Below are 22,404 nucleotides of genomic sequence, written 5' to 3' on the forward strand. Positions count from 1 at the left end.
AGCGCCCTTCATCAGGTTTAACGCGATTAATCGCGCTCGTCGCGGCGGCCCGGCACCGCCGACCACATGCGGCGCACGTGTACGGTGATCTCTTCGCGGTCGTGATACAGCTGTTTGGCGTGCACTTCAGCGCTGATGCCGGCGGCGCTCAGCGCTTCGCGGATGCTCATCAGGTTTTGCGACACTTCCTCGTAGCGTTTTTTCATCGGCAGTTTGAGGTTAAAGATCGCTTCGCGGCACCAGCCTTTCACCAGCCACTGAATCATCAGGCTGGTCACCTTCGCCGGTTTTTCCACCATGTCGCACACCAACCAATAGATCTTGCTGCTGTTCGGCTCGAACTTGAAGCCGTCGGCGCGGTGATGCGTTACCTGGCCGGTTTCCATCAGGCTCGGCGCCATCGGGCCATTATCCACCGAATGCACCATCATGCTGCGCTTCACCAGCTGATAGGTCCAGCCGCCCGGGCAGGCCCCCAGATCGACCGCATGCATGCCGCTGGCCAGGCGCTCGTCCCACTCGTCGGCGGGGATGAACACATGGAACGCTTCTTCCAGTTTCAGCGTCGAACGGCTCGGCGCATCGGCCGGGAAGCGCAGACGCGGAATACCCATGTAGAACGGCGAGTTGTTGTTGCTGTAGGAGTAACCGACATAGCAGCAGCCCGGCGCGATGAAGAACACGTGCACCACCGGGCGAGTCGGGTTCTCCCGCGCCATCAGCACCTTCTGCTCACGCATCGCGGCGCGCAGCGGCACCGTCAGCTTGCGGCAGAATTTCATCAGCTCTTTGCTTTCGTTGGTGTCCGGCACTTCCACCCGCAGCTCGCCGCCGCGATCAACCACGCCGATCAGCATGCCGACGATCGGCGATACCCGATCTTCCGGCGGCAGATCGCGCAGCAGCTCACCCACCACGAGCATTTGGCGGGCGAAAATCAGTTCGCGGAACGGAATCTCCCGCGCCAGGCGGTCGGCATCGTCCGGCTGATAGCATTCGAACAACACGTAACCGCTGTGCTCTTTTACCCGCGCAAAGCCGTAAATCTCCAGCTGGGCGGCTTTATCGGTGATCTCCGCCGCACACTCTTTTTCGAAGCCGGGGCGGCAGTACAACGCAATCTTATTCATGGCGCTCGGCCTTTTTCCTCAGACGCAAAGCGCCAATCAACATCAATATCCAGCCGATCAAGAAGCACACGCCGCCAACCGGCGTGATATATACCCAGACCTTCAGGTGCGACAGCGCCAGACAATAGAGGCTGCCGCTGAACAACACGGTGCCGAACGCCAACAGCGCTCCGCTCCAGTAAAACCACAGGCTCACGCGGCGCTGCATCGCGACCGCCAGCGCCAGGATGGCCAGGGTGTGGAACCCCTGATACTCCAGCCCGGTGCGGATCCAGGCCATTTCGTTGGCGCCCAGCGTGCCGCTTAACACATGCGCGCCGAATGCGCCCAGCGCGACAAACACAAAGCCGCTGATAGCGGCGAAAACCAGCATGGAACGGCTGCTCATCGTGATCTATCCCATTAAAAATCACCGGCCGCGGCAAGGCGGCGGCCGGCCTTATTGTTCGTAGCGGAAGCGGAACTTCTCTTGTTCGCTGGCGGCACGCGCCAGGATCCACTGCCGGAAGGCGGCTATTTTACCCAGTTCTGCCTGGCTGTCATGACATACCAGATAAAAAGCATTTTTACTGACCAACACATCGTTGAACGGGCACACCAGACGACCGGCTTCAATCTCGGTTTGCGCCATCACGTTGTTCACCAGCGCCACGCCCTGACCGTGCACCGCCGCCTGCACCACCATGGCGCTGTGGCTGAAGATTGGCCCCTGCTGCACGTTGATGTGCTGCAACCCCAGCTGGCGCGTATAGGCCAGCCAGTCGCGACGTGAAACGTCATGCAGCAGCGTATGATAAGCCAGATCGTCTGCGGTTTTCAGCGGATGATCGCCGGTCAGCAGGCTCGGCGAACAAACCGGCAGCAAATATTCCGCATACAGGCGCTCGGCGCGCAGCCCCGGCCAATTGCCGCGGCCATAGAAAATCGCCACGTCGACGTCGTCCGCCAGCTTGTCCTCTTCACGGTCCACCGCCTGGATGCGCACGTCGATGCCCGGATAAGCTGAGTTAAAGCCGGACAGACGCGGCACCAGCCACTGAATGGCGAAGCTCGGCGGCAAACTGACGGTCAATGCCCCCTTGGCGCTGCGCGCCTGCAGCTTGCGCGTCGCCTCGTTGATCGAAGAGAAGATCTCCTTGATATCAAGGTAGTAACTTTGCCCCTCTTCGGTCAGCAGCAGCGAGCGATTGCGCCGGCGAAACAGCTTCAGTCCGAGGAAGTCCTCCAGCGACTTGATCTGGTGGCTCACCGCGGCCTGAGTCACGAACAGCTCTTCCGCCGCCTTGGTGAAACTCAGGTGGCGAGCGGCCGCATCGAACACGCGCAGCGCATTGAGGGGAGGTAAGCGTTTAGACATTAAATTAGCTACTTTTGTGTAACATTAATCCGAATGATTCGGCGCCGAAAATCGGGCGGCTTTGTGTGGCAAGCCATGGACAAACGCTAACGGCGCATTGCCATTAGTTTTTTTAATCCGAGCCATTATAATTTGTCCGTTGAGGATGCGCCAGCAAATACCTATAGTGGCGGCACTTCCCGGGCCGGAACGAAAAGGGAGTGGGTGTCGAGGACGCCGATGAACTTTTGGCTTGTGGTTGTGATGTTGTGTTTGCAAATTGTCCGGCGATTCCGGACATGGTAGCTAGGCTACTGTTTTTTCACTTCCTGTACATTTACCCTGTCTGTCCATAGTGATTTTATGCAGCACCGCAAAACTTGCGGTGCTTTTTTTTTGCCTGACGGTTACTGGTTGCTTTCAACCATCTCTTTCACATCGGCGCGGTTGATCTGCTGTTCGACGCCGTTGGCGTCTTTATAGCTGATCATGCCGGTATCGTTATCCACTTTAGGCTTGCCGTCAGCGACAATGGTGCGTCCGTCATTGGTATGCATCACGTAGTTGCTGGAACAGGCGGCCAGGGTGAACGTAAGCATCAGGGCAGAGAGAACTGCGGCTGTTTTCTTCATTGAGGACTCCTTTTTAGTTTTAAATGCTGATAAATACCTTTTATGCGTATAGATGCGATTAACAAGCGCACGTTTAATAGCATAACAAACTTTCCCAATTTTGCCAGGCGATAAGTCCTAATCGGCGCGAACGCTTGTCTCCGGCGGCAAAATAGGACAGGATCACCCATCGACTCAAGCCAGTGACAATCAGGGTATGACGCCTTTTAACCCCAGCCTTTTTCGCCAACAGTTTCCCGCGCTCGCGCAGGACGGCATCTATCTGGACAGCGCCGCCACCGCGTTGAAGCCGCAGGCGGTGATCGACGCCACGCAGCAGTTTTATCGCGACGACGCCGCCACCGTGCACCGCAGCCAGCATCGGGCGGCGCAGGATCTGACCGCCCGTTTCGAGCAGGCGCGCGGCCAGGTCGCGCAACTTATCCATGCGCCGTCGGCCGACGACATCGTCTGGACGCGCGGCACCACCGAGGCGATCAACCTGGTGGCGCAGAGTTATCTGCGTCCGCGTCTGCAGCCGGGGGATGAAATTCTGGTGAGCGAAGCGGAGCACCACGCCAACCTGATCCCCTGGCTGATGGTGGCGGATCAAACCGGCGCGCGGGTAGTGAAACTGCCGATCGGCGCCGACCGTCTGCCGGACCTGGCGCAGCTGCCCGCCCTGCTCAACGATAGAACCCGCCTGTTGGCGCTGGGGCAAATGTCCAACGTCACCGGCGGCTGCCCGGATCTGGCGCCGGCGATCGCGCTGGCCCATGCCGCCGGCGCGCGCGTGATGATCGACGGCGCACAGGGCGTGGTTCACGACCCGGCCGACGTACAGCGGCTCGATATCGATTTCTACGCCTTCTCCGGCCACAAACTGTATGGCCCGACCGGCATCGGCGCGCTGTACGGCAAATCCGAGCTGCTGGCGCAGATGGCGCCGTGGCAAGGAGGGGGAAAGATGTTGACCCAGGCGTCGTTCGACGGTTTTATCCCGCAAAAACCGCCGCACTGCTTCGAAGCCGGCACGCCAAACATCGCCGGCGTGCTGGGGTTGGCCGCCGCGCTCACCTGGCTTCGCGAACAGGACATGGCGGCGGCGGAGCGCTACAGTCGCGAGCTGGCGGATCGGGCAGAACAGCGGTTGGCGCAGCTGCCGGGCTTTCGCAGCTTCCGCAGTTCCGGTTCCAGCCTGCTGGCGTTCGATATCGCCGGCGTACACCACAGCGACATCGTCACGCTGCTGGCGGAGCAAGGCATTGCGCTGCGCGCCGGCCAGCACTGCGCGCAGCCGCTGATGGCGGCGTTAGGCGTCAGCGGTACGTTGCGCGCGTCGTTCGCCCCCTACAATACTCAACAGGACGTCGATACGCTGGTCAGCGCGTTGACCCACGCCCTCGACCTGCTGGCCGACTGACTTGATTCCCGGAGACGCTATGCTCGCCCCCCATCCTTTTGGCCGAGAGATCACCGCCGAAGCGTTAATCGCCACCTTCAGCGCGCTGAAACAGTGGGAAGACCGCTACCGACAACTGATTATGCTCGCAAAACGGCTGCCGTCGCTGCCGGAGGCCTTGCGCAGTGAAGAAATGGCGTTAAGCGGGTGTGAAAACCGCGTCTGGTTGGGGCACCAGTTGCTGGAAGACGGCACGCTGCACTTTTATGGCGACAGCGAAGGCCGCATCGTGCGTGGCCTGTTGGCGGTGCTGCTGACCGAAGTGGAAGGGAAAACGCCGCAGCAGATCGCCGAATTGGATCCGCTGGCGCTGTTCGACCGCCTGGCGCTGCGCGCTCAGCTGAGCGCCACTCGCGCCAGCGGGCTGGCGGCGTTAGCCGCCGCCGTGCAGGCGATCGCCGCCCGTTACGCCTGACGCGCCGCCTTCGCCACCATCTTTTTCAGCGCGTGCGACACGGCGACGAAGCCGAAGGTGGCGGTGACCATGGTCGCCGCGCCGAAACCTGCGCTGCAATCCATTCTTTTCGGCCCCTCCGCCGTACTGCGCGAAGCGCATACCGAACCGTCCGGCTGCGGATAAACCAGCGGCTCGCTGGAAAAGACGCAGTCGATGCCCAGCTTGCCCTTGCCGTTTTTCACCACGTTAAAATCGTGCTTCAGCCGCTCGCGCAGCTTGGCGGCCAGCGGATCCTGAATGGTTTTCGCCAGATCGGCCACTTCGATTTTGGTCGGATCTATCTGCCCGCCGGCGCCGCCGGTGGTCACCACCGGGATCTTGAAGCGGCGGCAGTATGACAGCAGCGCCGCTTTCGGCCGTACGCTGTCGATTGCGTCGATGACGTAGCTGAAGTTATGGTCCAGCAGCTCGGCGACGTTGTCCGGGGTAATGAAATCGTCAATGCAGGTCACCCGGCATTCCGGGTTGATCGCCAGGATACGCTCCGCCATTACCTCGGTTTTCGATTGCCCGACATGCTGACGCAGCGCGTGGATCTGACGGTTGGTATTGGTGACGCAAACATCATCCATGTCGATCAGAGTGATGGCGCCGATGCCGGTGCGCGCCAGCGCCTCAGCCGCCCAGGAACCCACGCCGCCGATGCCGATCACGCAGACGTGCGCCTGCGCGAACACCGCCAGCGCCTGCTGGCCGTATAACCGCGCCGTGCCGCCGAAACGCTGCAGATAGGCTTCCGAATAAGCTGTGCTCATAACGCTTTAATTACCTTCGTAATGCAAATGATAAGGGCCGGAAAATCCGGCCCTTGCGGGTCAATCTTTTCACGCCGTGCGCGTTTAGCGGGTGACCAGCAACGAACCGCCGCCGTTTGACTGATTGGCGCTGAACAGCTGGCCGCCGCCGTTGTTCTTCAGCACCCAGACGCGGCCATAGTGGTTGTAGTAGCCCGCCGAGTGGCCGGCTTCCGGCCCGATGCCCTGATACATGTCAAAATGCTGGCCCTTGATGGCGCCGCCCACGTCGAGCGCGACCATCAGACGCATCTCGTATTTTCCCGTGAATTTACCCTTGTTGTCCAGCAGCGGCACTTCGGCCAGCAGCGTGGTGCCTGCCGGGATCAGTGAACGGTCGGAGGCCACCGACGCTTTGGCGATCAGCGGCACCGCGCTGGCGCCTTTCACCGGCGCAAAAGCTTCCGGGCGGAAGAACACGAACGACGGGTTCTGCTCCAGCAGCTCGCGCACCTCTGCGGCGCTGTGGGTATCCGCCCACTGACGGATCGCCTGCATCGACATGTCCGCCTTGGCCACTTCACCGCGATCGATCAGCACTTTGCCGATGCTGCGGTAGGCGTGGCCGTTCTTGCCGCCGTAGCCGAAGAACACCAGCGGCTGACCGTTGCCGTAGTCGACGTAGCCGCTGCCCTGGACTTCCATCATGAAGTTGTCCATCAGCGAGTTGGTGTAAGCGATGATATAGCGATCGTCGAGCGCGCCAGAATAAATGCCCGCGCGATCCGGCAAGCGGCTCCTACCCTTCGGCGGCATGCGGTACAGCGGATAACGGAACTCGCCCTGTTGGGTATAGCGCGCCTGCACCACCGGCGTGTAGTAGCCGGTAAACTGCACGTTGCCGTAATTGTCGACGCCTTCCATCTGGTAAGCGCTGAGGCCGTACTGGCTCAGCATGCGCGTGTCGGCGCCGGACGCCATCCAGTTTTGCACCGCCTGATAGGTGCTGTTGTTGCGGTTAAACAGCGAAGGCGACGCGTACTTGATCTCCATCAGCTGATCCGAATAATCCTTGGCGTTGACCGGCGAACCTTTGGCGTTGGGCTGATTGACCAGCTCCAGCGATTGATCCAGACGGCCGTCCTTATATTGCTGACCCCGATCGGTCGGCTTGGACGAACAGCCCGCCAATACCGCCACCATCAACCCGCCCAGCAGGTATTTGCCCCAACGTCCTTTCATCGCGCACACTCTCAAACTGATATGATCTACCGGCTGAACGATAACAAACGCTCATTGATAAAGGAATCGCTGCAAATAAAAAAAGCCGCACGGAGGATGGTGATGAAAAAGAAGGCAAATTGCGGGCAAATTCAGCAGAAAAACGGGTTTAGGCCAATAAAATGCAAAAAGGGTTTGCAACAAAACGCATGGAGAGTATAGTGCGCATCCATCGGACGCGGGGTGGAGCAGCCTGGTAGCTCGTCGGGCTCATAACCCGAAGGTCGTCGGTTCAAATCCGGCCCCCGCAACCAACCGATGCCGCAGTGGCGGTATTTTGCGTTTGGGTTCGATAACAAAGTATTACACGGACGCGGGGTGGAGCAGCCTGGTAGCTCGTCGGGCTCATAACCCGAAGGTCGTCGGTTCAAATCCGGCCCCCGCAACCAACCGAATGCCGTACCAGCGGCATAACATGAACGGTGGTTTCGTCGTAATACCGCATCAAGACGGACGCGGGGTGGAGCAGCCTGGTAGCTCGTCGGGCTCATAACCCGAAGGTCGTCGGTTCAAATCCGGCCCCCGCAACCAACTCTTGATGACAACAGATAAGCACCCTGACGGGTGTTTTTTTGTATCTGCAATCCGCAAAAACAGCCGGACTTGCGCCCGGCCCTGCCGCTATCGGCTCGCTAACGCGCCGCCGTTGGCGAAATAAGCCTTGATGCCCGCCAGAATCGACTCCGCCACCTGCTGCTGGAAATGGCTGGTGCGCAGCTTGCGCTCCTCTTCGATATTGCTGATAAACGCCGTTTCCACCAGGATCGACGGGATATCCGGCGCCTTCAACACCGCAAAACCGGCCTGATCGACGCGATTCTTGTGCAACCGGTTGATTTTACCCATCCGGTTCAGCACTTCCTTGCCGAACTTCAGGCTATCGTTGATGGTTGCGGTCTGGATCAAATCGAACATGGTGTGGTCGAGATAGCGGTCGCCGCTCTTGCTGACGCCACCGATTTGGTCCGAGGCGTTCTGCGTCTGCGCCAGGAACTTGGCCGCCGAGCTGGTGGCGCCTTTGGTGGACAACGCGAACACCGATGACCCGCGCGCGGCGCGGCTGGTGAAGGCGTCGGCGTGAATCGAAACGAACAGATCGGCGCGCTGCTTGCGCGCCTTGGCGACGCGCACCTTGAGCGGGATAAACACGTCTTCATTGCGCGTCATGAACACCTTCATGTTCGGCTCGCGCTTGATCATGGCGCTCAGCTTGCGGGCAATCTGCAGCACGATGTCTTTCTCGCGCGTCTTATACTTGCCGATCGCACCGGGATCTTCGCCCCCGTGGCCAGGATCCAGCATGATGACGATCGGCCGATCGCGCCCCGCCTTGCCGGCCTGCGGCGCTTCGGGCGGCAGCGTGCGCTCCAGATCGCCTTTGTTGTAATCTTCCAGTAACGCCAGTAGCGGATCATACTCCTCGCCGCCGCTGCCGCCCTTGGTCGGGTAGAGATCCATCACCAGACGGTTGCGATACTCCGGCACCGGCGCCAGCGAGAACATGTGCGGGCTGACGCTTTGCTTGAGCTCCAGCACCAGCCGCACGGTATTCTGATCGAACTGGCCGACGCGCGCCTGCTTGAGATAAGGATCGTCGGCGCGCACCTGCCCGGCGATGCCCTTCAGCACGCTGTTGAGATGCACGCCTTCGATATCCACCACCACGCGATCGGGATTGGTCAGGGCGAACTGCTTGTATTTCAGTTCGACGTTGGATTCCAGCGTGACGCGGGTATAAGTGGAGGACGGCCAGACGCGCACGGCAATCACGTGCGATGACGCGGCGAAGCCCGTGCGACTCACACTCAGCAACCAGCTGGCGGCAACGCCCTGTAATAAACGACGGCGGCCCAGATTGTGATTAGCGTTTGGCATGCGGCTCCGGCAGTAATAACTGTTTACAACAGATGAAAAAAACACCAATGACTTGGGAATGCCGAAAACTTTAACCAATCATTCCAGCCCTGTCATCAGAAAATCTTTTTATGGTTTTTCAATTTATTAACGATTTAGCGCCCTTAGCTCGCTCTTCATGACGATTTCCCACTTGCCATTGGCGCAATAAAAGAATAAAAATACAAAAATATCGTATAAATATGCAAAGAGGTTTGCCCGTGAAGGAACGTAGTACAGAGCTGGTGCAAGGATTCCGTCACTCCGTCCCCTATATCAACGCCCACCGCGGCAAGACGTTTGTCATCATGCTCGGTGGGGAAGCCATCGAACACGAGAATTTTTCCAACATCGTCAATGATATCGGGCTGCTGCATAGCCTGGGCATTCGCCTGGTGGTGGTTTACGGCGCTCGGCCGCAGATCGACGCCAATCTGGCGCAGCACAACTATGAACCGATCTACCACAAGCATACGCGCGTGACCGACGCCCATACGCTTGAGTTGGTCAAGCAGGCGGCCGGTTTATTGCAGCTGGACATCACCGCCCGGCTGTCGATGAGCCTCAACAACACGCCGCTGCAGGGCGCGCACATTAACGTGGTCAGCGGCAACTTCATCATCGCGCAGCCGCTGGGCGTCGATGACGGCATCGACTACTGCCACAGCGGCCGCATTCGCCGCATCGATGAAGAAGCGATCCATCGTCAGCTCGACAGCAACGCCATCGTGCTGATCGGCCCGGTCGCCGTCTCGGTGACCGGCGAGAGCTTCAACCTGACTTCGGAGGAAGTCGCGACTCAGCTGGCGATCAAACTGAAAGCGGAAAAAATGATCGGTTTCTGCTCCTCGCAGGGCGTGACCGACGCGGAAGGCAACATCCTTTCCGAGCTGTTCCCCAACGACGCGCAAAAGCGTCTTGAAGAGCTGGAGGAAGGCGGTGATTACCATTCCGGCACCGTGCGCTTCCTGCGCGGCGCGGTGAAAGGCTGCCGCAGCGGCGTGCGCCGCAGCCACCTGATCAGCTATCAGGAGGACGGCGCGCTGGTGCAAGAGCTGTTCTCACGCGACGGCATCGGCACCCAAATCGTGATGGAAAGCGCCGAACAGGTGCGCCGGGCGACGATCAACGACATCGGCGGTATTCTGGAGCTCATCCGGCCGCTCGAACAGCAGGGTATTCTGGTGCGCCGTTCGCGTGAACAGCTGGAGATGGAGATCGACAAGTTCACCATTATCGAACGCGATAACCTGACCATCGCCTGCGCGGCGCTGTACCCGTTCCCGGAGGAAAAAATCGGCGAGATGGCCTGCGTGGCGGTGCATCCCGATTACCGCAGCTCTTCGCGCGGCGAGATGCTGCTGCAGCGGGTGGAAAATCAGGCGCGGCAGATGGGATTGAAGAAGCTGTTCGTGCTGACCACACGCAGCATCCACTGGTTCCAGGAGCGTGGCTTCACCCCGGCGGAGGTCGACGTGCTGCCGATGCAGAAACAAGCGTTGTACAACTACCAACGCCGCTCCAAAATTCTGCTGGCGGATCTGTAATCCCTGTGGGCGCGGCCGCTACCGCGCCCCTTCATCGCTTATTCCATCGTCTGCAGCCGTTCAGCCAATCCGCTGCGACGCTGGGTCGGCGTGCGAATGGCCCGCAGCAGCACCGCGTCCGTGGCGTACAGCGAGAGCTGCTGACGCGCACGGGTGATCGCGGTATAGACCAGCTCACGCGTCAGCACCGGCAGGAAATGGTTCGGCAACACCAGAACCGTATGCTCAAACTCCGATCCCTGGGACTTGTGCACCGTCATGGCGTAAGCGGTTTCATGCGCCGGCAAACGGCTCGGCTGCACCGACTTGATGCTGCCGTCCGGCAGTTGGAAATGCACGCGCAGCTCGCCGCGCTCATCCGGCAGAGTAATGCCGATATCCCCATTGAATAACCCCAGCGCGCTGTCGTTGCGGCCGATCATCACCGGCCGCCCCCGATACCAGCGGCCGAGCACACCCGGTTTGCGGTCGATCAGGCCGGCGCGCTGCAGCCCGAGTTCAATACGTTCATTCAGGCCGGCGACGCCGAACGGCCCTTCACGCAGCGCGCACAGCACCTGGAAGCGGCTAAAGGCGGCCAGCACCGCCGCCGCATCCGCGCCTTCGGCAGTCAGCCGCAGATAGTCGCGATAGCCCGCCACGCACGCGTCCAGCAGCGCCTGATACTCTTCGCTCGTCGCCAGCGCATAGCCCGCGACATCGCCGAAACGGCCGTTTAATGCCGCCAGCGCGCGATCCCCCGCACCGGCGTTGACCGCCAACGCCAGTTGACCGATGCCGGAACGGGCGTCGAAGCGATAGCTCTTACGCAACAGGCACAGGCTGTCGCGCACCGCCGCTTGCGCGTCGGCCCGCTGCCCAGCGATCGAACAACCGGTCAGGCGGCTCAGCTCTGCGGCGCGCGCCTCGCTGTATCCCTGCTCGGCAAAACGGCAAATATCCCCCAGCACCGCGCCGGCCTCTACCGAAGCCAGCTGATCGCGGTCGCCGAGGAAAATCACCCGGGCCCGATCGGGCAACGCCGCAATCAGGCGCGCCATCATCGGCAGATCGACCATCGAGGCCTCATCCACCACTAACACATCCAAATGCAGCCGGTTACCGCGGTGATAGCGCATGCGCTGACTGTTGGGTTGCGCCCCCAACAAACGGTGCAACGTCGCCGCCTCCGTGGGGAACAACGCCTGCTGCGCCGGGGTCAACGCCAGCTGACGGCTGGCGCTGCCAAGCGACTCCGTCAGGCGTGCCGCCGCCTTGCCGGTTGGCGCCGCCAGCTGAATCCGCAAGCGCGCGCTTTCATCCAGCTGCACCAGCGCCGCCAGCAGTTTAGCGACGGTGGTGGTTTTACCGGTGCCCGGTCCGCCGGAAATCACCGCGATGCGCCGCGTGGCAGCCACCGCAGCAGCGATCTTCTGCCAGTCGGGTTCATCGCTCGCCGCGCCGAACAAGCGGTCGAGAATGGCGCGCAACGCCTCCTCCGGCACCGTCAGCGATTCACCTTCACCGCCGATAAACGCCGCCACTTCACCTTCGTTTTGCCACATGCGTTGCAGATATAAGCGCTGCCCACGCAGCACCAGCGGCGTAGCGCCGCTGCCGTCCCCAACCGCCGCGCTGCTCGCCAGGCGCTGCTGCCAACGTGCGCTATCCGGTCGCCCGGCCGCCTCCCACAGCGCCAGCGCCAGCGCCGGTTGGCGCCCTTCAAACAGCGTGTCCGCCTGCAGCTGCTCCAGCATCAGGCAAACATGCCCCGCCCCCGCCTCTGCGCTCAGACAGGCGGCGGCCAGTAAAATATCAGGCTCGTCTTCGCTCGCCACCACGCGGGCGAACTGCACGTCCAGCGGGCGCAGCGCGCCAAGCGCCACCGCCTGCTCCAGCAGTGCGATCATGATTTTTCCTCCGTCGCCGCAGCTTCGCCGCTGAACAAGCTATCCATTCCCGCCACCAGCTCAAACGCGGGGAGACAGGTGAAAATGCCGTTGCCCGGGTGCGCCGCATCCACGCCGCGCAGGAACAGATAAATCACCCCGCCGAAATGGCGCCGGTAATCATAATCCGGCAACCGATGGCGCAAATAACGATGCAACGCCAGCGTATACAGCTGGTATTGCAGATCATAACGATGCTCCGCCATCGCCTGCTCCATCGCCGGCCGGGTATAGGCGCTGCTGTCCTCCCCCAGCCAGTTGGACTTGTAGTCCAGCAGGTAGTATTTGCCTTGCCAGCAGAACACCAGGTCGATAAAGCCTTTCAGCATGCCCTGCACCTGATGGAAATCCAGCGCCGGGCAGCGGGCGGAAAGCGGATCGTAACGCTTCACCAGAGCATCGAGCTCCTTCGCCTGCAACAGCCGGTTAATCGGTAAATAGAACTGCAGCTCTGCCTGCTTATGCTGCGGCGTCAGCGCCGCCAACGTCACGCCGCTGTCATCGAGCGGCGTATTGAGCAGCACCTGCATCCACGCCAGCAGTATCGGTTGCCAGTGTTCGGCAAACCCTTGCTGCTGCAGCTGTTCCAGCAGCCACTGTTCGTCGAGCGGCTGGGTGAAGTCCAGCGTTTCAAACAGGCTGTGCAGGAAGGTGCCGGGCGTTGCGCCGCGCGGGAAGGTATGCGGTGTAAGCGCTGGCTCACTTTCTTCCCCGCGCTCACCGGCCGCGTCGACATCCAGACGCGGCAGCAGATCCTGCATCAGGCTCGCGCCGTGCTGTTGCAAACCGGTATAGCTGGTCACCCGCCAAAAATCCTGGATCCGCCGGGTAAAGCTTTTCGCCGCCAACGCTTCGGCCAGCGACGCCTGGGGTTGCCAGGGTTCTGCATCCGGCGGTTCAACCAGCGACAGCGCGATACCGCCACCCACCAATTGCTGCAGCCGCTCCTGCAGATACACGGCATCGCCGGGCTGCCCGCCCTGCACCAGATAGCCCAATGCGCTGCGGTGCAGGTCGGTATCGCCCTGTTTCTTGCGCGTGCCCTGGAACAGCGGCGCAATGCCGATACTGCAGTGGTACACCGAGCGGGTCAGCGCCACATACAGCAGACGCAGATCCTCCGCCAACCGCTCCTCCTCCGCCCAGGCCTGGCTCTCTTCATTGGCGTCGAGGTCCAGCAACGCCTGGAAACTGTGGCGATCGTGATACAGCGCCTGCTGCTGCTGGCGGAAGTTGCCGACGAACGGCAGCCACACCAGATCGAACTCCAGCCCCTTGGACTTGTGGATCGTGATCACCTGCACCAGATGCCGGTCGCTCTCCAGCCGCAGTTGCTGATTGTCGGACTGGCGATTAGGCTGAGCGATCTGCTGCGCCAGCCAGCGCACCAGCGCATGCTCGCTGTCGAGCTGCGCCGCCGCTTCTTGCAACAGCTCCCCCAGATGCAGCACGTCGGTCAAGCGACGCTCGCCGCCGGCGCTGGCCAGCAGGTTCTCCGCCAATTGGCGAGTTTTCATCACCTCGCTCAGCATCGGCAACACGCCGCGGCGCAGCCAGAGCGTGCGGTAATTGTCGAATTCATTAACCAGCGCGTCCCAGGCGCGCTCATCGCGGCTCAGGCCGTCCAGCGTCGGCGCGTCCAGCCCCATCAGCCCGGTGGCCATGGCGCTGCGCAGCGTGCGCTCCTGCTCCGGCGCCAACACCGCCTGCAGCAACCACAGCAGGTCTTTGGCCTCCGGGGTGTCAAACACGCTGTCGCGGTTGGACAGGTAGACCGACGGAATAGACAGCGCGCTGAGCGCATCGCGCACCAACGCCGCCTCGTTGCGGCTGCGCACCAGCACCGTGATATCAGAGGCTTGCACCGGCCGTGACGCCTTGCCGCTCTGCAGCCGCGCCAGGCCCTGCTGCCCGGCGCTGAGCCAGTCGCGAATTTGCGTGGCGCACAGGCGCGCCATTAGCTGTTGGTAATCACTTACACCCGCGCCTTCCCCCTGCTGCAGCCAGAATTGCATCGCCGGCTGCGGCTTGCCGTGCAATTCAAACGCCAGCCCTTGGTTCTTTTCCGCCGCGTTAACCTCAATAAAGGGGATTTGGCCGAACAGGAAAGGTTTTTCTACCTGAGAAAACAGGTGATTGACGCTGGCGACCATCGACGGCGACGAGCGCCAGTTGGTCTCCAGCGTATAGTGGGCGCTCACCTCTGAACGCGCGCGCATGTAGGTAAAGATGTCGGCGCCGCGAAAGGCGTAAATCGCCTGCTTGGGATCGCCGATCAGCAGCAGGCCGCAATCAGGCCGGCCGACGTAAAGTTTTTGGAAAATACGGTATTGCTGCGGATCGGTATCCTGGAATTCATCGATCATCGCCACCGGATAGCGCTGGCGGATCGCCTGCGCCAACTGTTCGCCGCCGCCGCTTTGCAGGGCGCTGTCCAAACGGCTGAGCAGGTCGTCAAACCCCAGCTCGGCGCGCTGGCGCTTTTCCTGCTGAATGGAGGTGCGGATCTCGCTGAGCGCGCGCGCCATGATCAGGTCGCGCAACGTCAAGGGTTCATCGAACAGTTCGTCTATCGCCGTGAACAGCGCATGACGCGGCGGCTCGCCCTTCTTGGTCTTCTCCAGCAGCACCGACTGGCGAAACTTGTCCAGCTCCTTCGGCAGTTGGTAATCCTGGGTCTCCTGCCCGCTCCATTCGCCGACCTTGTTCAACCAGTTCGGCAGGTGTTTGCTGCTGTAGCTGCGCTTATCGACGCCGGACTGGGCGATTAACGCCTCAAGATCGCCCGCCGCCGCCCGCCATTGCGCCTTGATGGCGTCGATGCGCGCGACGATCTGCTCGTGGCGCATCAGAACGGTTTCTTCGTCCTTCGGTGGTCGCCGCAGCGCCGGCGCTTCACCGTGCAGATAACCGGAAAGGTCGGCCAGCAACGCTTCCGGGCCGCTCCACTCCTGGCTGATCGCACGCGCCACGCCCAGCGGCAACGGATAGCAATGACGGCGCCAGAAATCGGCGCAGGCCTGCCGCCGCAGCGGCAGTTCGTCCTGCACCAGCGTTTGTTCAAACAGCATGCCGGACTCGAAGGCGTTGTGGGTCAACATCCGTTGGCAAAAACCGTGGATAGTGTAAATCGCCGCTTCGTCCATCTGCCGCTCCGCCGCCAGCAGCTGCGCAGCGGCGTCAGACAAATCGTCAATTTCTTCCATCAGCGCCGAAAACAGCGGGTTAGCGCTGATGCCGCGCACGCAGGCGATGCGCAGCCCGTGGATATTGTCACGGATACGCCCGCGCAGCTCCTCGGTGGCGGCCTCGGTAAAGGTCACCACCAGGATTTCTTCGACCGTCAACGGGCGGGGAAACGCCGCTTCCCCCCCCAATCCCAGCAGCAAGCGCAGATACAGCGCGCCGATGGTAAAAGTTTTACCGGTGCCCGCCGACGCCTCGATCAGGCGTTCGCCAAACAGCGGCAGCGTCAGCGGTTCTAGCCTCTGCGGGGCGACTTCCGTCATGGCGTAGCCACTTTACGCGGCAGGATCTGCTGCAATGCCGACGCGTTCGGATAGGTGACCCAATCCTTAGGCGCCGCGTAATCCGCTTTGTCCTGCCCGCTGCCGCTGACCTGCGACAACACCGCCAGCCCCTGCGGCTGGATCACTGCCTGGTGGAAATAATCCGCCAGTTTGGTCGGCGTCAGCTGTTGCACCTGCGCGATCAGCTTCTGGCGGGTATCAAAGGCGAAGTTGCCGCGATCGAAATCATTGGCGAACCGGCTGGCCTCCTCGCTGAGGGTTTGCGGCCGCTGTTTGAGTTCGTTGATCAGCGCCTGTTTGTACTGCTCAAAATCGGCCTCGCTCATTTCACGCAGGCGTTTCTCGGTTTTCGGATAGAAATCCTGATAGCGCTGGTACAGGTAGGCCGGCTGTTTGCTGTTGCTCTGCAACAGGAAGCCTACGCCCCACTGGCGGCCCACCGACATCGGGAAGGCAAAGACCGCATACCCCAATTGTTCCTGAGTGCGCAGCTGGCTGTAGAACCACGGCTGAATAATCTGCCCCAACAGCGAGCTGTAGGCCATGCCGGTCACTTCGTCGTAACCGGTCGGTACGTAGACCGCCGCCAGCGCCGAGTCGGTGCTGCTGCCTACCTGTTGCAGGTTGGCCAGCTGATTCTTGTCCACCACCACGTCTTCGCCGTGCCACCACTCAATACCGGTACAGCCCAGACGGTGCTTCAGCGTCGACGCCAGCGTATCGACCTGTTGCTTGCTCATGTTGCCCACCACCAGCAGCTCCGGCGTGGCCTCGGCCAGCAGGCTGTCGCGATACGCCAGCACGTCTTTCAGCGTCAGCGTTTTCAGCACTTCGCGGCGCTCGCTGCGTTCGGAATACGGCACGCGGGAAACCATCTGCACCGGCTGAATGGCCAGTTCAAACGCCTTGCCCTTCTCGGCGGCGTCCAACTGCTCCAGGTACCAGGACTTGGCCTGCGCCAGCTGATCTTCCGTCGGCGTGAAGCTGGAATAGCCCTCGATCAGCGCCGTCAACAACTGCGGCAGGCGCTGGGTAAAGCCGTTGGCGTTAAACATCAGGCCGTTGTTCGGCGACGTCGAGAAACTCAACCCGCCGACCGACGCCTGATAGCTCAGCTGATCCAGCGCCAGGCCGGCCAGATAATCCGTCAGCGAGAACAGCACCTGGTTGCGCGCGGAATCCATGGTCTTGGCGTTGCGGAAAGCGACGGTGACATCGGCCTTCGGCTCATCGGCGAAGTAACGGCTCGGCATATACAGCACGCGCAGGCCGGGCTTATCCACTACCATTTCCGGCTTTTTGAATTCATGCGACGGTTTGGTCAGGGTGAAATCATCCGGAATGTACGGGTTGAGCGCCGGCAATGACAGGGAAATGCCGCTGCCCAACTGCTGCCACTGCGTAAAGCGCTGTGGCGTGATTTTGTCGACCTGGTAAGGCGCATTGACGAAATAGGCCGTCTTGTTGTGCGGCTCATCGGGGCTGACGAACCAGATGCGCGCATTTTGCGGCGTCATGGCATCCAGACGTTCAGCGATCGCCTTAGGATCATAGCGATCGGCCAGGTAAGGCGCGTCCAGCGCATGCTCAACCGGCACGCGCAGCATAGTGTCCACCAGCCATTCGATGTAGTCCATGTCGCGCGTGATCGACGGATAGCGGAAGTCCAGGTTCAGAACATGCGAGATTTCGTCGAAGTAGCTCTGCTTGATACCTTCGCTGCGCAGCATTTTCAGGTAGTTGAAAATGGCGGCGACGACTTGGTCGCGCTGGGCCAAGCCTTTGTCAGTCAGCGAGACGCTGATGGCGAAGACGCCGCCGTTGCGATCCACCATCGGATCGGCGCCGGCATTGATGGCGTCCGCCAATCCCTGCTTCTGCAACCAGTCGGACAGGGTATTTTTACTGCGGTTGCCGATCAGGTAACCGATGTAGGTATCGGTTTTGCTGCGAAACGCGGCGCTGTTGTTATCGATGCGGAACTCAACCTTCAGCTGCTTGCGCGGCTGCGCCGGCACATAGTGAATGATGATGCCCTGCTGCTCCGGCGTGACGGCCGGTACGGTGATCGGCGGCACGCTGGCGTCATGATTCGGCACGCGGCCAAAGGTTTTTGCGGCAATGTCAGCCAGCTGCGGCAGCGGTTGATTGCCGTACAGCACCCCCATCATCAGATTGGCGGAGTAGTAGCGCTTATAGAACCCCATCAGCTCATCGTGTAACTTGCTGCCCGGCTTGTCTTTCAGCGTGTCCAGATTACCGCCGGAGAAGCGCGCGCTCGGGTGCGCCGGGTTGAGGGTTTCCGCACCGACCTGCGCCATACGCATGCCGTCGCGCGAACGCGCCATCGTCAATTCTGCATTCACCGCGTTGCGCTCGCGATCGGCATTGCCCGGATCCAGCAACGGCTCCGCAATGGCGTCGGCCATGCGATCGACCGCCGGCTCCAGCGCGTCATTCTCCACTTCCAGATAGAAGGCGGTGCGATAAGAAGCCGTGCTGGCGTTGTGGCTGCCGCCGTGCTTTTTCAGGAATTCGGACAGGTTTTCCGGCTCGGGATAACGTTTGGAGCCCATCAGCACCATATGTTCCAGATAGTGCGCCAAGCCCAGTTGGCTGTTCGGATCTTCGAGCGACCCGACCGGCAATGCCAGCGCCGCCAGCGATTTCGGCGCCTGGACATCGGACACCAGCAGCACCGTCATGCCGTTAGCCAACTTGATCGCCTCGTACTGACGCGGATCGTGCTCGCTCTTGTTGATCTTCTCCGCCAGCGGTTGCCATCCTTGTGCGGCCCAGCTCAACGGCGCCCAACACATAGCCAATAATACCAGCCCGGTGATGCGGGCCAACTGTCTGCGCATATCCAAAATAAACCCCTATTCTGACATCGCCACGCCCACTCCCTGACGCTGGCGACGTACATCAAAACCACATAACCAAATCTGTACTCGCCGGGTTCTTCGCCAATGTGGCGCCCCAAAACGCGGCGGGTATATGCCTGTACGTTATGTAAGACCGGGAATTACCCCAATGGTTGAATATAACCTTCGTTATTTTTACCACCTCCCGCCGCACAGCACCACCGGGGGATTGTTACCCCAGGTTATGACGCGCCACCGGCAGCAGATAACGCTCTGTTTCGGCCAGTATTTGCGCCAGGTAGTCATTGTCCAATTGGCGGAACACTCGCTGAACATAGGGATCTTCCCCTTCTCCGGGAATGCGCTGATCGCCCTGCCAAGCCTGCAGCAATTTGGCGCGAGCCTTTGCTTGCGCTTCTTCCTCCCAGTCGATTTGCTGCGTTTCCGGCTGATAGCACTGACTCAGCCACGCCCAGCCGCTCTTGTTCAGCAACAACAGCGGCTGACACAGACCGCGCTGATAGCCCGCCAGCAGTTCCGCCAGCTGCGCTTGCGCCTCTTCAGGCGCAAGCGCGGCAAAGCGCCAGGCGGAGTTCTTGCGACCATACATGCGGCTCTCGCCGGTGCCGCCGGCGCAGCAGTACACCAGGTGCTCCAGCCACAGTAATATGCCGTCCACCGCCGACAACGTGGCGGGCCGCCAGCGCAACAGGCCGTCATCCTGCACCTGATGCAGCCAGCCGCTGAGGCGCACGCCAGCAATATCGATGTCCAATTCCAGGCTGTGGCTCTCTGCGCGTTCCGCACGCACCTGCTCGGCCAGTTCGCTCATCTCTTCCTGCTGCTTTTGCCAATAGATCTCGCCGAAGGCGCCATAGGGCAACCCCCCGGCGGCGCGCACCCGTTGGAACAACCGTTCGGGATCGTCGCCGTCAATCAGGGTATTCAGCAGTTGGCTGTTGAACTGGTAGCGGCTGAGGTTATCCAGCGTGAAGGGCTCTTCGTCCGGCAGCTCGGTCTCTTCCAGGATAAAGCTGACGCCCAACCGCAGCTGGAAGAAGGCGCGAATAGGATGGCGGTAAAACCGCAGCAGCTCATCCAACGCTATTTGCTGCAGCGCTTCGGCGGGCAGCGGCTGGTTGAAGGCCGGGTGCGCCGCCCCGCGCCCGTCGGCGGCGGGCAGCCACTCGGCGGCATAGCTTTGCGCTTCCGAGCCCGGCAAGAAATTCTCGGCGGCGAACGGCATGCGCGCATGCCACTTCAGCAAATGCTCGCCCACTCGCCGGGCGCTGTCGTCTGCGGTGCACGCCTCGTCTCCCGGCAGGCAATAGCTTTGCTCCAGATACTCCAGCAGCTCGGTAACCAGCACCGAAGGATAGCGCGGGCTGTTGTCCTGAATGGAACGGCCAATGAAGCTGATATACAGCCGTTGTTGAGCGGACAGAATCGCCTCCAGGAACAGATAGCGGTCGTCATCGCGCCGGCTGCGGTCGCCGCGCTTGACCTGCTGCGCCATCAGATCAAACCCCAATGGCGGCAACGTGCGCGGATACACGCCGTCGTTCATGCCCAACAGGCACACCACCTTGAACGGAATCGAGCGCATCGGCATCAGCGTACAGAAGTTGATTTGCCCGGCGAGGAAGCGCTGGCTGATGCGCTCCTGATCGAGGCGCGCCGCCAAATCGTCGCGCAGAATCGTCAAGGGCACGTCATCCGGATAGCGCGCCGCCAGGCCAAAATTGATGGCCTGCTGCCACTGCTGCTCGATCAATGCCAGCACCACTTCGGTATCGCTATCCGCTTCGAAGAAGGCATCCAGCAGCTGTCGGCACAGCGGTAGCCATGCCTCGAGCGAGCGCGCTTCGCTCAAGACTTGCCGCCAATGGCTCAATTGGGCCAGCAGATCCGCCAACTGCCCCGCCAGTTCGGCGACCAACCCGCTCGACTCGTCGTAAGGCAAAATGCCCTGCCAATCGCCGGCGTTGCTGTCCATCGCGTAACCGAGCAGCATGCGCGTAATGCCGAATCGCCAGGTGTGCTGGCCCGTGGCGGGCAGATCCAGTTCTCGCACGTTATCGTCGTCCAGCCCCCAGCGCACGCCGGATTCACCGACCCAGTGACGCAACAGGCGCAGCCCCTCTTCGCCAATGGCGAAACGGGCGGCCAGGGCCGGCACTTCCAACAGCGCCAGCACCTGTTCCGACGTAAAGCGGCTTTGCGGCAGATCGAGCAGGGAGATGAACGCCTGCAAAGCCGGATGCGCCTGTCGCGCTTTACGATCAGAAATGGCGAACGGCAGGTAGCGCTCGGCGGGAGCATTGCCGAACACGGCCTGAATATAAGGCGTATAGCTGTCGATATCCGCCACCATCACGATGATGTCGCGCGGCGTCAACGCGGGATCCTGCGCGAGCATGGTCAGCAGTTGATCGTGCAGCACCTCCACTTCCCGCTGTGGGCTGTGGCAGGCGTGCAGGCTGAGGGAACGATCTTGCGGATCGAGCCTGCGCTTGCTGAAACTGCTTTCCAGCGTTTCCGCCGTGATGCCGATCACCGCGTGATCTTCCAGCTCCAGCATATCGCGTTGAACGGCGTGCAGCATGGTATCCGCCGGGATATCGACAAAGGCGTCGACCTCTTGCGCCCCTTCCATCTGCGACAGCAAATAGAGGTGATCGCGCCCGAGCTTGCCCCAGGAGGCCAGCAGCGGGTTACTGAGCTGCTGCTGCCCTTCAGCGTCAAACAGACGCGCCGCGTCAGCCGGTTCGCGAAACAGCCCTTGCTCGCGCGCCTGATGATAGTGACGGCGCTTGCGGCTCTGCAAGCGGGCCAGGAAAGCGTAATCCTGAATGTCGCCCCAGTAATAACGACAAGGGTTGGTGAACATCAGGTGGATATCGATATGCCGCCCCAGCGCCTGCAGCGCCTCCAGATAGACCGGCGGCAACGCCGAGATGCCGCAGATAAACACCCGCGGCGGCAAACCGGGCGGACACGTTGTTGCCTGCTCCAGCGCGTGGATAAAGCGGCTGTACAGATTGGCGCGGTGCCATTCCGGCTGCCCCAATTCGCGCGTGTACTCCACCAGCCGCGCCCAGAGCGGCGCCTGCCACTGCTGAGCCTCGGGCAGACCGTCGATGCGTTCGCCGCGCTGCCAGCTCTCCAGCCACTGCGGGCGATAAACCAAATACTGGTCGAAAAGGTCGGCAACCCGGCCGGCCAATTGGTGGATTTTTCGCTTGTCGCCGTCATCGGTGAGATAGTGCTGCAGTGGCGCGAACGCCGGCTGGGTCAGCATCTCCGGCAGCAACCACATCAGCTTCCAGGTCATGGCGTCCTTGCTGAAGGCGCTCTCTTTCGGGATATCCGGCAACACGCGGGTGAACATGTCCCAAATGAAGGTCGCCGGCAGCGGAAACGCGACATTGGCGGCGATGCCGAACTGCTCCGCCAGCTGCATTTGCAGCCATTGCGCCATACCGGGGCTCTGAACCAGCACCACTTCCTGTTGAAAAGGATCGGCCAACGGATCTCTGGCTATCAGCGCGCTGGTCAGCGTTTTCAATAAATCCAGCTGATTGGAATGATAAACCGTGAACATGATGGCTCCTTTAAAACAAGATACGTA

General features: G+C 61.1%; 14 protein-coding genes and 3 tRNA genes. 6 read left to right on the forward strand and 11 right to left on the reverse strand.

Features of this window, described 5'->3' with window-relative positions:
- Window positions 1-26: 26 nt before the first annotated feature.
- The 4 genes from rlmM to CPH57_RS16170 all read right to left on the reverse strand — a co-directional run bounded on the left by rlmM (window position 27) and on the right by CPH57_RS16170 (window position 3,098).
- Entirely contained in the window at window positions 27-1,130 is a 1,104-nt protein-coding gene (rlmM, locus tag CPH57_RS16155; RefSeq protein ID WP_033652492.1) for a 23S rRNA (cytidine(2498)-2'-O)-methyltransferase RlmM, read from the reverse strand.
- Complete coding sequence (locus CPH57_RS16160; RefSeq protein WP_004931896.1) at window positions 1,123-1,518, reverse strand: DUF423 domain-containing protein; 396 nt, start codon at window positions 1,516-1,518, stop codon at window positions 1,123-1,125. The genes rlmM and CPH57_RS16160 overlap by 8 nt, the downstream gene beginning before the upstream one ends.
- 51 nt (window positions 1,519-1,569) lie before the next feature.
- A complete protein-coding gene (locus tag CPH57_RS16165) occupies window positions 1,570-2,487 on the reverse strand; it encodes a transcriptional regulator GcvA (RefSeq protein ID WP_004931894.1) in 918 nt (305 codons plus the stop codon).
- 386 nt (window positions 2,488-2,873) lie between these two features.
- Window positions 2,874-3,098 (reverse strand): YgdI/YgdR family lipoprotein, encoded by a 225-nt coding sequence (locus CPH57_RS16170; RefSeq protein WP_025304050.1) that lies wholly within the window; start codon window positions 3,096-3,098, stop codon window positions 2,874-2,876.
- A gap of 196 nt (window positions 3,099-3,294) precedes the next feature.
- Here CPH57_RS16170 and csdA point away from each other — a divergent pair, with 196 nt between their 5' ends.
- Together csdA and csdE are read left to right on the forward strand one after the other, a co-directional pair.
- On the forward strand, window positions 3,295-4,500 hold the full coding sequence (gene csdA, locus CPH57_RS16175) for a cysteine desulfurase CsdA (RefSeq protein ID WP_042785270.1): 1,206 nt from the start codon (window positions 3,295-3,297) through the stop codon (window positions 4,498-4,500).
- Window positions 4,501-4,519: 19 nt separating this feature from the next.
- Window positions 4,520-4,954 carry a cysteine desulfurase sulfur acceptor subunit CsdE gene (gene csdE / locus CPH57_RS16180; RefSeq protein WP_046687719.1) on the forward strand — a complete coding sequence of 145 codons (435 nt, stop codon included), beginning with the start codon at window positions 4,520-4,522 and terminating at the stop codon, window positions 4,952-4,954.
- Here the strand turns inward: csdE and tcdA are convergent.
- Entirely contained in the window at window positions 4,945-5,751 is an 807-nt protein-coding gene (gene tcdA, locus CPH57_RS16185) for a tRNA cyclic N6-threonylcarbamoyladenosine(37) synthase TcdA (protein ID WP_004931886.1), read from the reverse strand. The genes csdE and tcdA overlap by 10 nt on opposite strands.
- Window positions 5,752-5,835: 84 nt before the next feature.
- Window positions 5,836-6,972 (reverse strand): murein transglycosylase A, encoded by a 1,137-nt coding sequence (gene mltA / locus CPH57_RS16190; RefSeq protein WP_096242557.1) that lies wholly within the window; start codon window positions 6,970-6,972, stop codon window positions 5,836-5,838.
- Between the two features lie 216 nt (window positions 6,973-7,188).
- Between mltA and CPH57_RS16195 the strand changes: the two genes are divergently transcribed.
- The 3 genes from CPH57_RS16195 (at window position 7,189) to CPH57_RS16205 (ending at window position 7,542) form a co-directional block, all read left to right on the forward strand.
- A tRNA-Met gene (locus CPH57_RS16195) sits at window positions 7,189-7,265 on the forward strand.
- 58 nt (window positions 7,266-7,323) lie between these two features.
- Window positions 7,324-7,400, forward strand: a tRNA-Met gene (locus tag CPH57_RS16200).
- Window positions 7,401-7,465: 65 nt separating this feature from the next.
- Window positions 7,466-7,542, forward strand: a tRNA-Met gene (locus CPH57_RS16205).
- Between the two features lie 90 nt (window positions 7,543-7,632).
- Here CPH57_RS16205 and amiC read toward each other — a convergent pair.
- A complete protein-coding gene (gene amiC, locus CPH57_RS16210; RefSeq protein WP_033644859.1) occupies window positions 7,633-8,886 on the reverse strand; it encodes an N-acetylmuramoyl-L-alanine amidase AmiC in 1,254 nt (417 codons plus the stop codon).
- Window positions 8,887-9,125: 239 nt separating this feature from the next.
- Here amiC and argA point away from each other — a divergent pair, with 239 nt between their 5' ends.
- Window positions 9,126-10,451, forward strand: coding sequence for an amino-acid N-acetyltransferase (argA, locus tag CPH57_RS16215; RefSeq protein WP_015378910.1), 1,326 nt, complete (start codon window positions 9,126-9,128; stop codon window positions 10,449-10,451).
- A 38-nt stretch (window positions 10,452-10,489) separates the two neighbouring features.
- Here argA and recD read toward each other — a convergent pair whose 3' ends face one another.
- From recD to recC, 4 genes are all read right to left on the reverse strand, one after another.
- Window positions 10,490-12,340: an exodeoxyribonuclease V subunit alpha gene (recD, locus tag CPH57_RS16220; protein ID WP_046687720.1), complete on the reverse strand. Its 1,851-nt coding sequence runs from the start codon at window positions 12,338-12,340 to the stop codon at window positions 10,490-10,492.
- Window positions 12,337-15,888: an exodeoxyribonuclease V subunit beta gene (recB, locus tag CPH57_RS16225; protein ID WP_046687721.1), complete on the reverse strand. Its 3,552-nt coding sequence runs from the start codon at window positions 15,886-15,888 to the stop codon at window positions 12,337-12,339. The genes recD and recB overlap by 4 nt, the downstream gene beginning before the upstream one ends.
- Complete coding sequence (gene ptrA / locus CPH57_RS16230) at window positions 15,885-18,773, reverse strand: pitrilysin (RefSeq protein ID WP_033644854.1); 2,889 nt, start codon at window positions 18,771-18,773, stop codon at window positions 15,885-15,887. Before ptrA ends, recB begins: the two co-directional genes overlap by 4 nt.
- Window positions 18,774-19,005: 232 nt before the next feature.
- Complete coding sequence (gene recC / locus CPH57_RS16235; RefSeq protein WP_046687722.1) at window positions 19,006-22,377, reverse strand: exodeoxyribonuclease V subunit gamma; 3,372 nt, start codon at window positions 22,375-22,377, stop codon at window positions 19,006-19,008.
- Window positions 22,378-22,404 lie beyond the last annotated feature (27 nt).

It is taken from the genome of Serratia sp. JKS000199 (assembly GCF_900215455.1).
Classification (GTDB): Bacteria; Pseudomonadota; Gammaproteobacteria; order Enterobacterales; family Enterobacteriaceae; genus Serratia; species Serratia ureilytica.

Bases quoted from the DNA above. Each gene is read 5' to 3' on its own strand.
- rlmM (WP_033652492.1), bottom strand. From the start codon at position 1,130: ATGAATAAGATTGCGTTGTACTGCCGCCCCGGCTTCGAAAAAGAGTGT.
- CPH57_RS16160 (WP_004931896.1), bottom strand. From the start codon at position 1,518: ATGAGCAGCCGTTCCATGCTGGTTTTCGCCGCTATCAGCGGCTTTGTG.
- CPH57_RS16165 (WP_004931894.1), bottom strand. From the start codon at position 2,487: ATGTCTAAACGCTTACCTCCCCTCAATGCGCTGCGCGTGTTCGATGCG.
- CPH57_RS16170 (WP_025304050.1), bottom strand. From the start codon at position 3,098: ATGAAGAAAACAGCCGCAGTTCTCTCTGCCCTGATGCTTACGTTCACC.
- csdA (WP_042785270.1), top strand. From the start codon at position 3,295: ATGACGCCTTTTAACCCCAGCCTTTTTCGCCAACAGTTTCCCGCGCTC.
- csdE (WP_046687719.1), top strand. From the start codon at position 4,520: ATGCTCGCCCCCCATCCTTTTGGCCGAGAGATCACCGCCGAAGCGTTA.
- tcdA (WP_004931886.1), bottom strand. From the start codon at position 5,751: ATGAGCACAGCTTATTCGGAAGCCTATCTGCAGCGTTTCGGCGGCACG.
- mltA (WP_096242557.1), bottom strand. From the start codon at position 6,972: ATGAAAGGACGTTGGGGCAAATACCTGCTGGGCGGGTTGATGGTGGCG.
- amiC (WP_033644859.1), bottom strand. From the start codon at position 8,886: ATGCCAAACGCTAATCACAATCTGGGCCGCCGTCGTTTATTACAGGGC.
- recD (WP_046687720.1), bottom strand. From the start codon at position 12,340: ATGATCGCACTGCTGGAGCAGGCGGTGGCGCTTGGCGCGCTGCGCCCG.
- recB (WP_046687721.1), bottom strand. From the start codon at position 15,888: ATGACGGAAGTCGCCCCGCAGAGGCTAGAACCGCTGACGCTGCCGCTG.
- ptrA (WP_033644854.1), bottom strand. From the start codon at position 18,773: ATGCGCAGACAGTTGGCCCGCATCACCGGGCTGGTATTATTGGCTATG.
- recC (WP_046687722.1), bottom strand. From the start codon at position 22,377: ATGTTCACGGTTTATCATTCCAATCAGCTGGATTTATTGAAAACGCTG.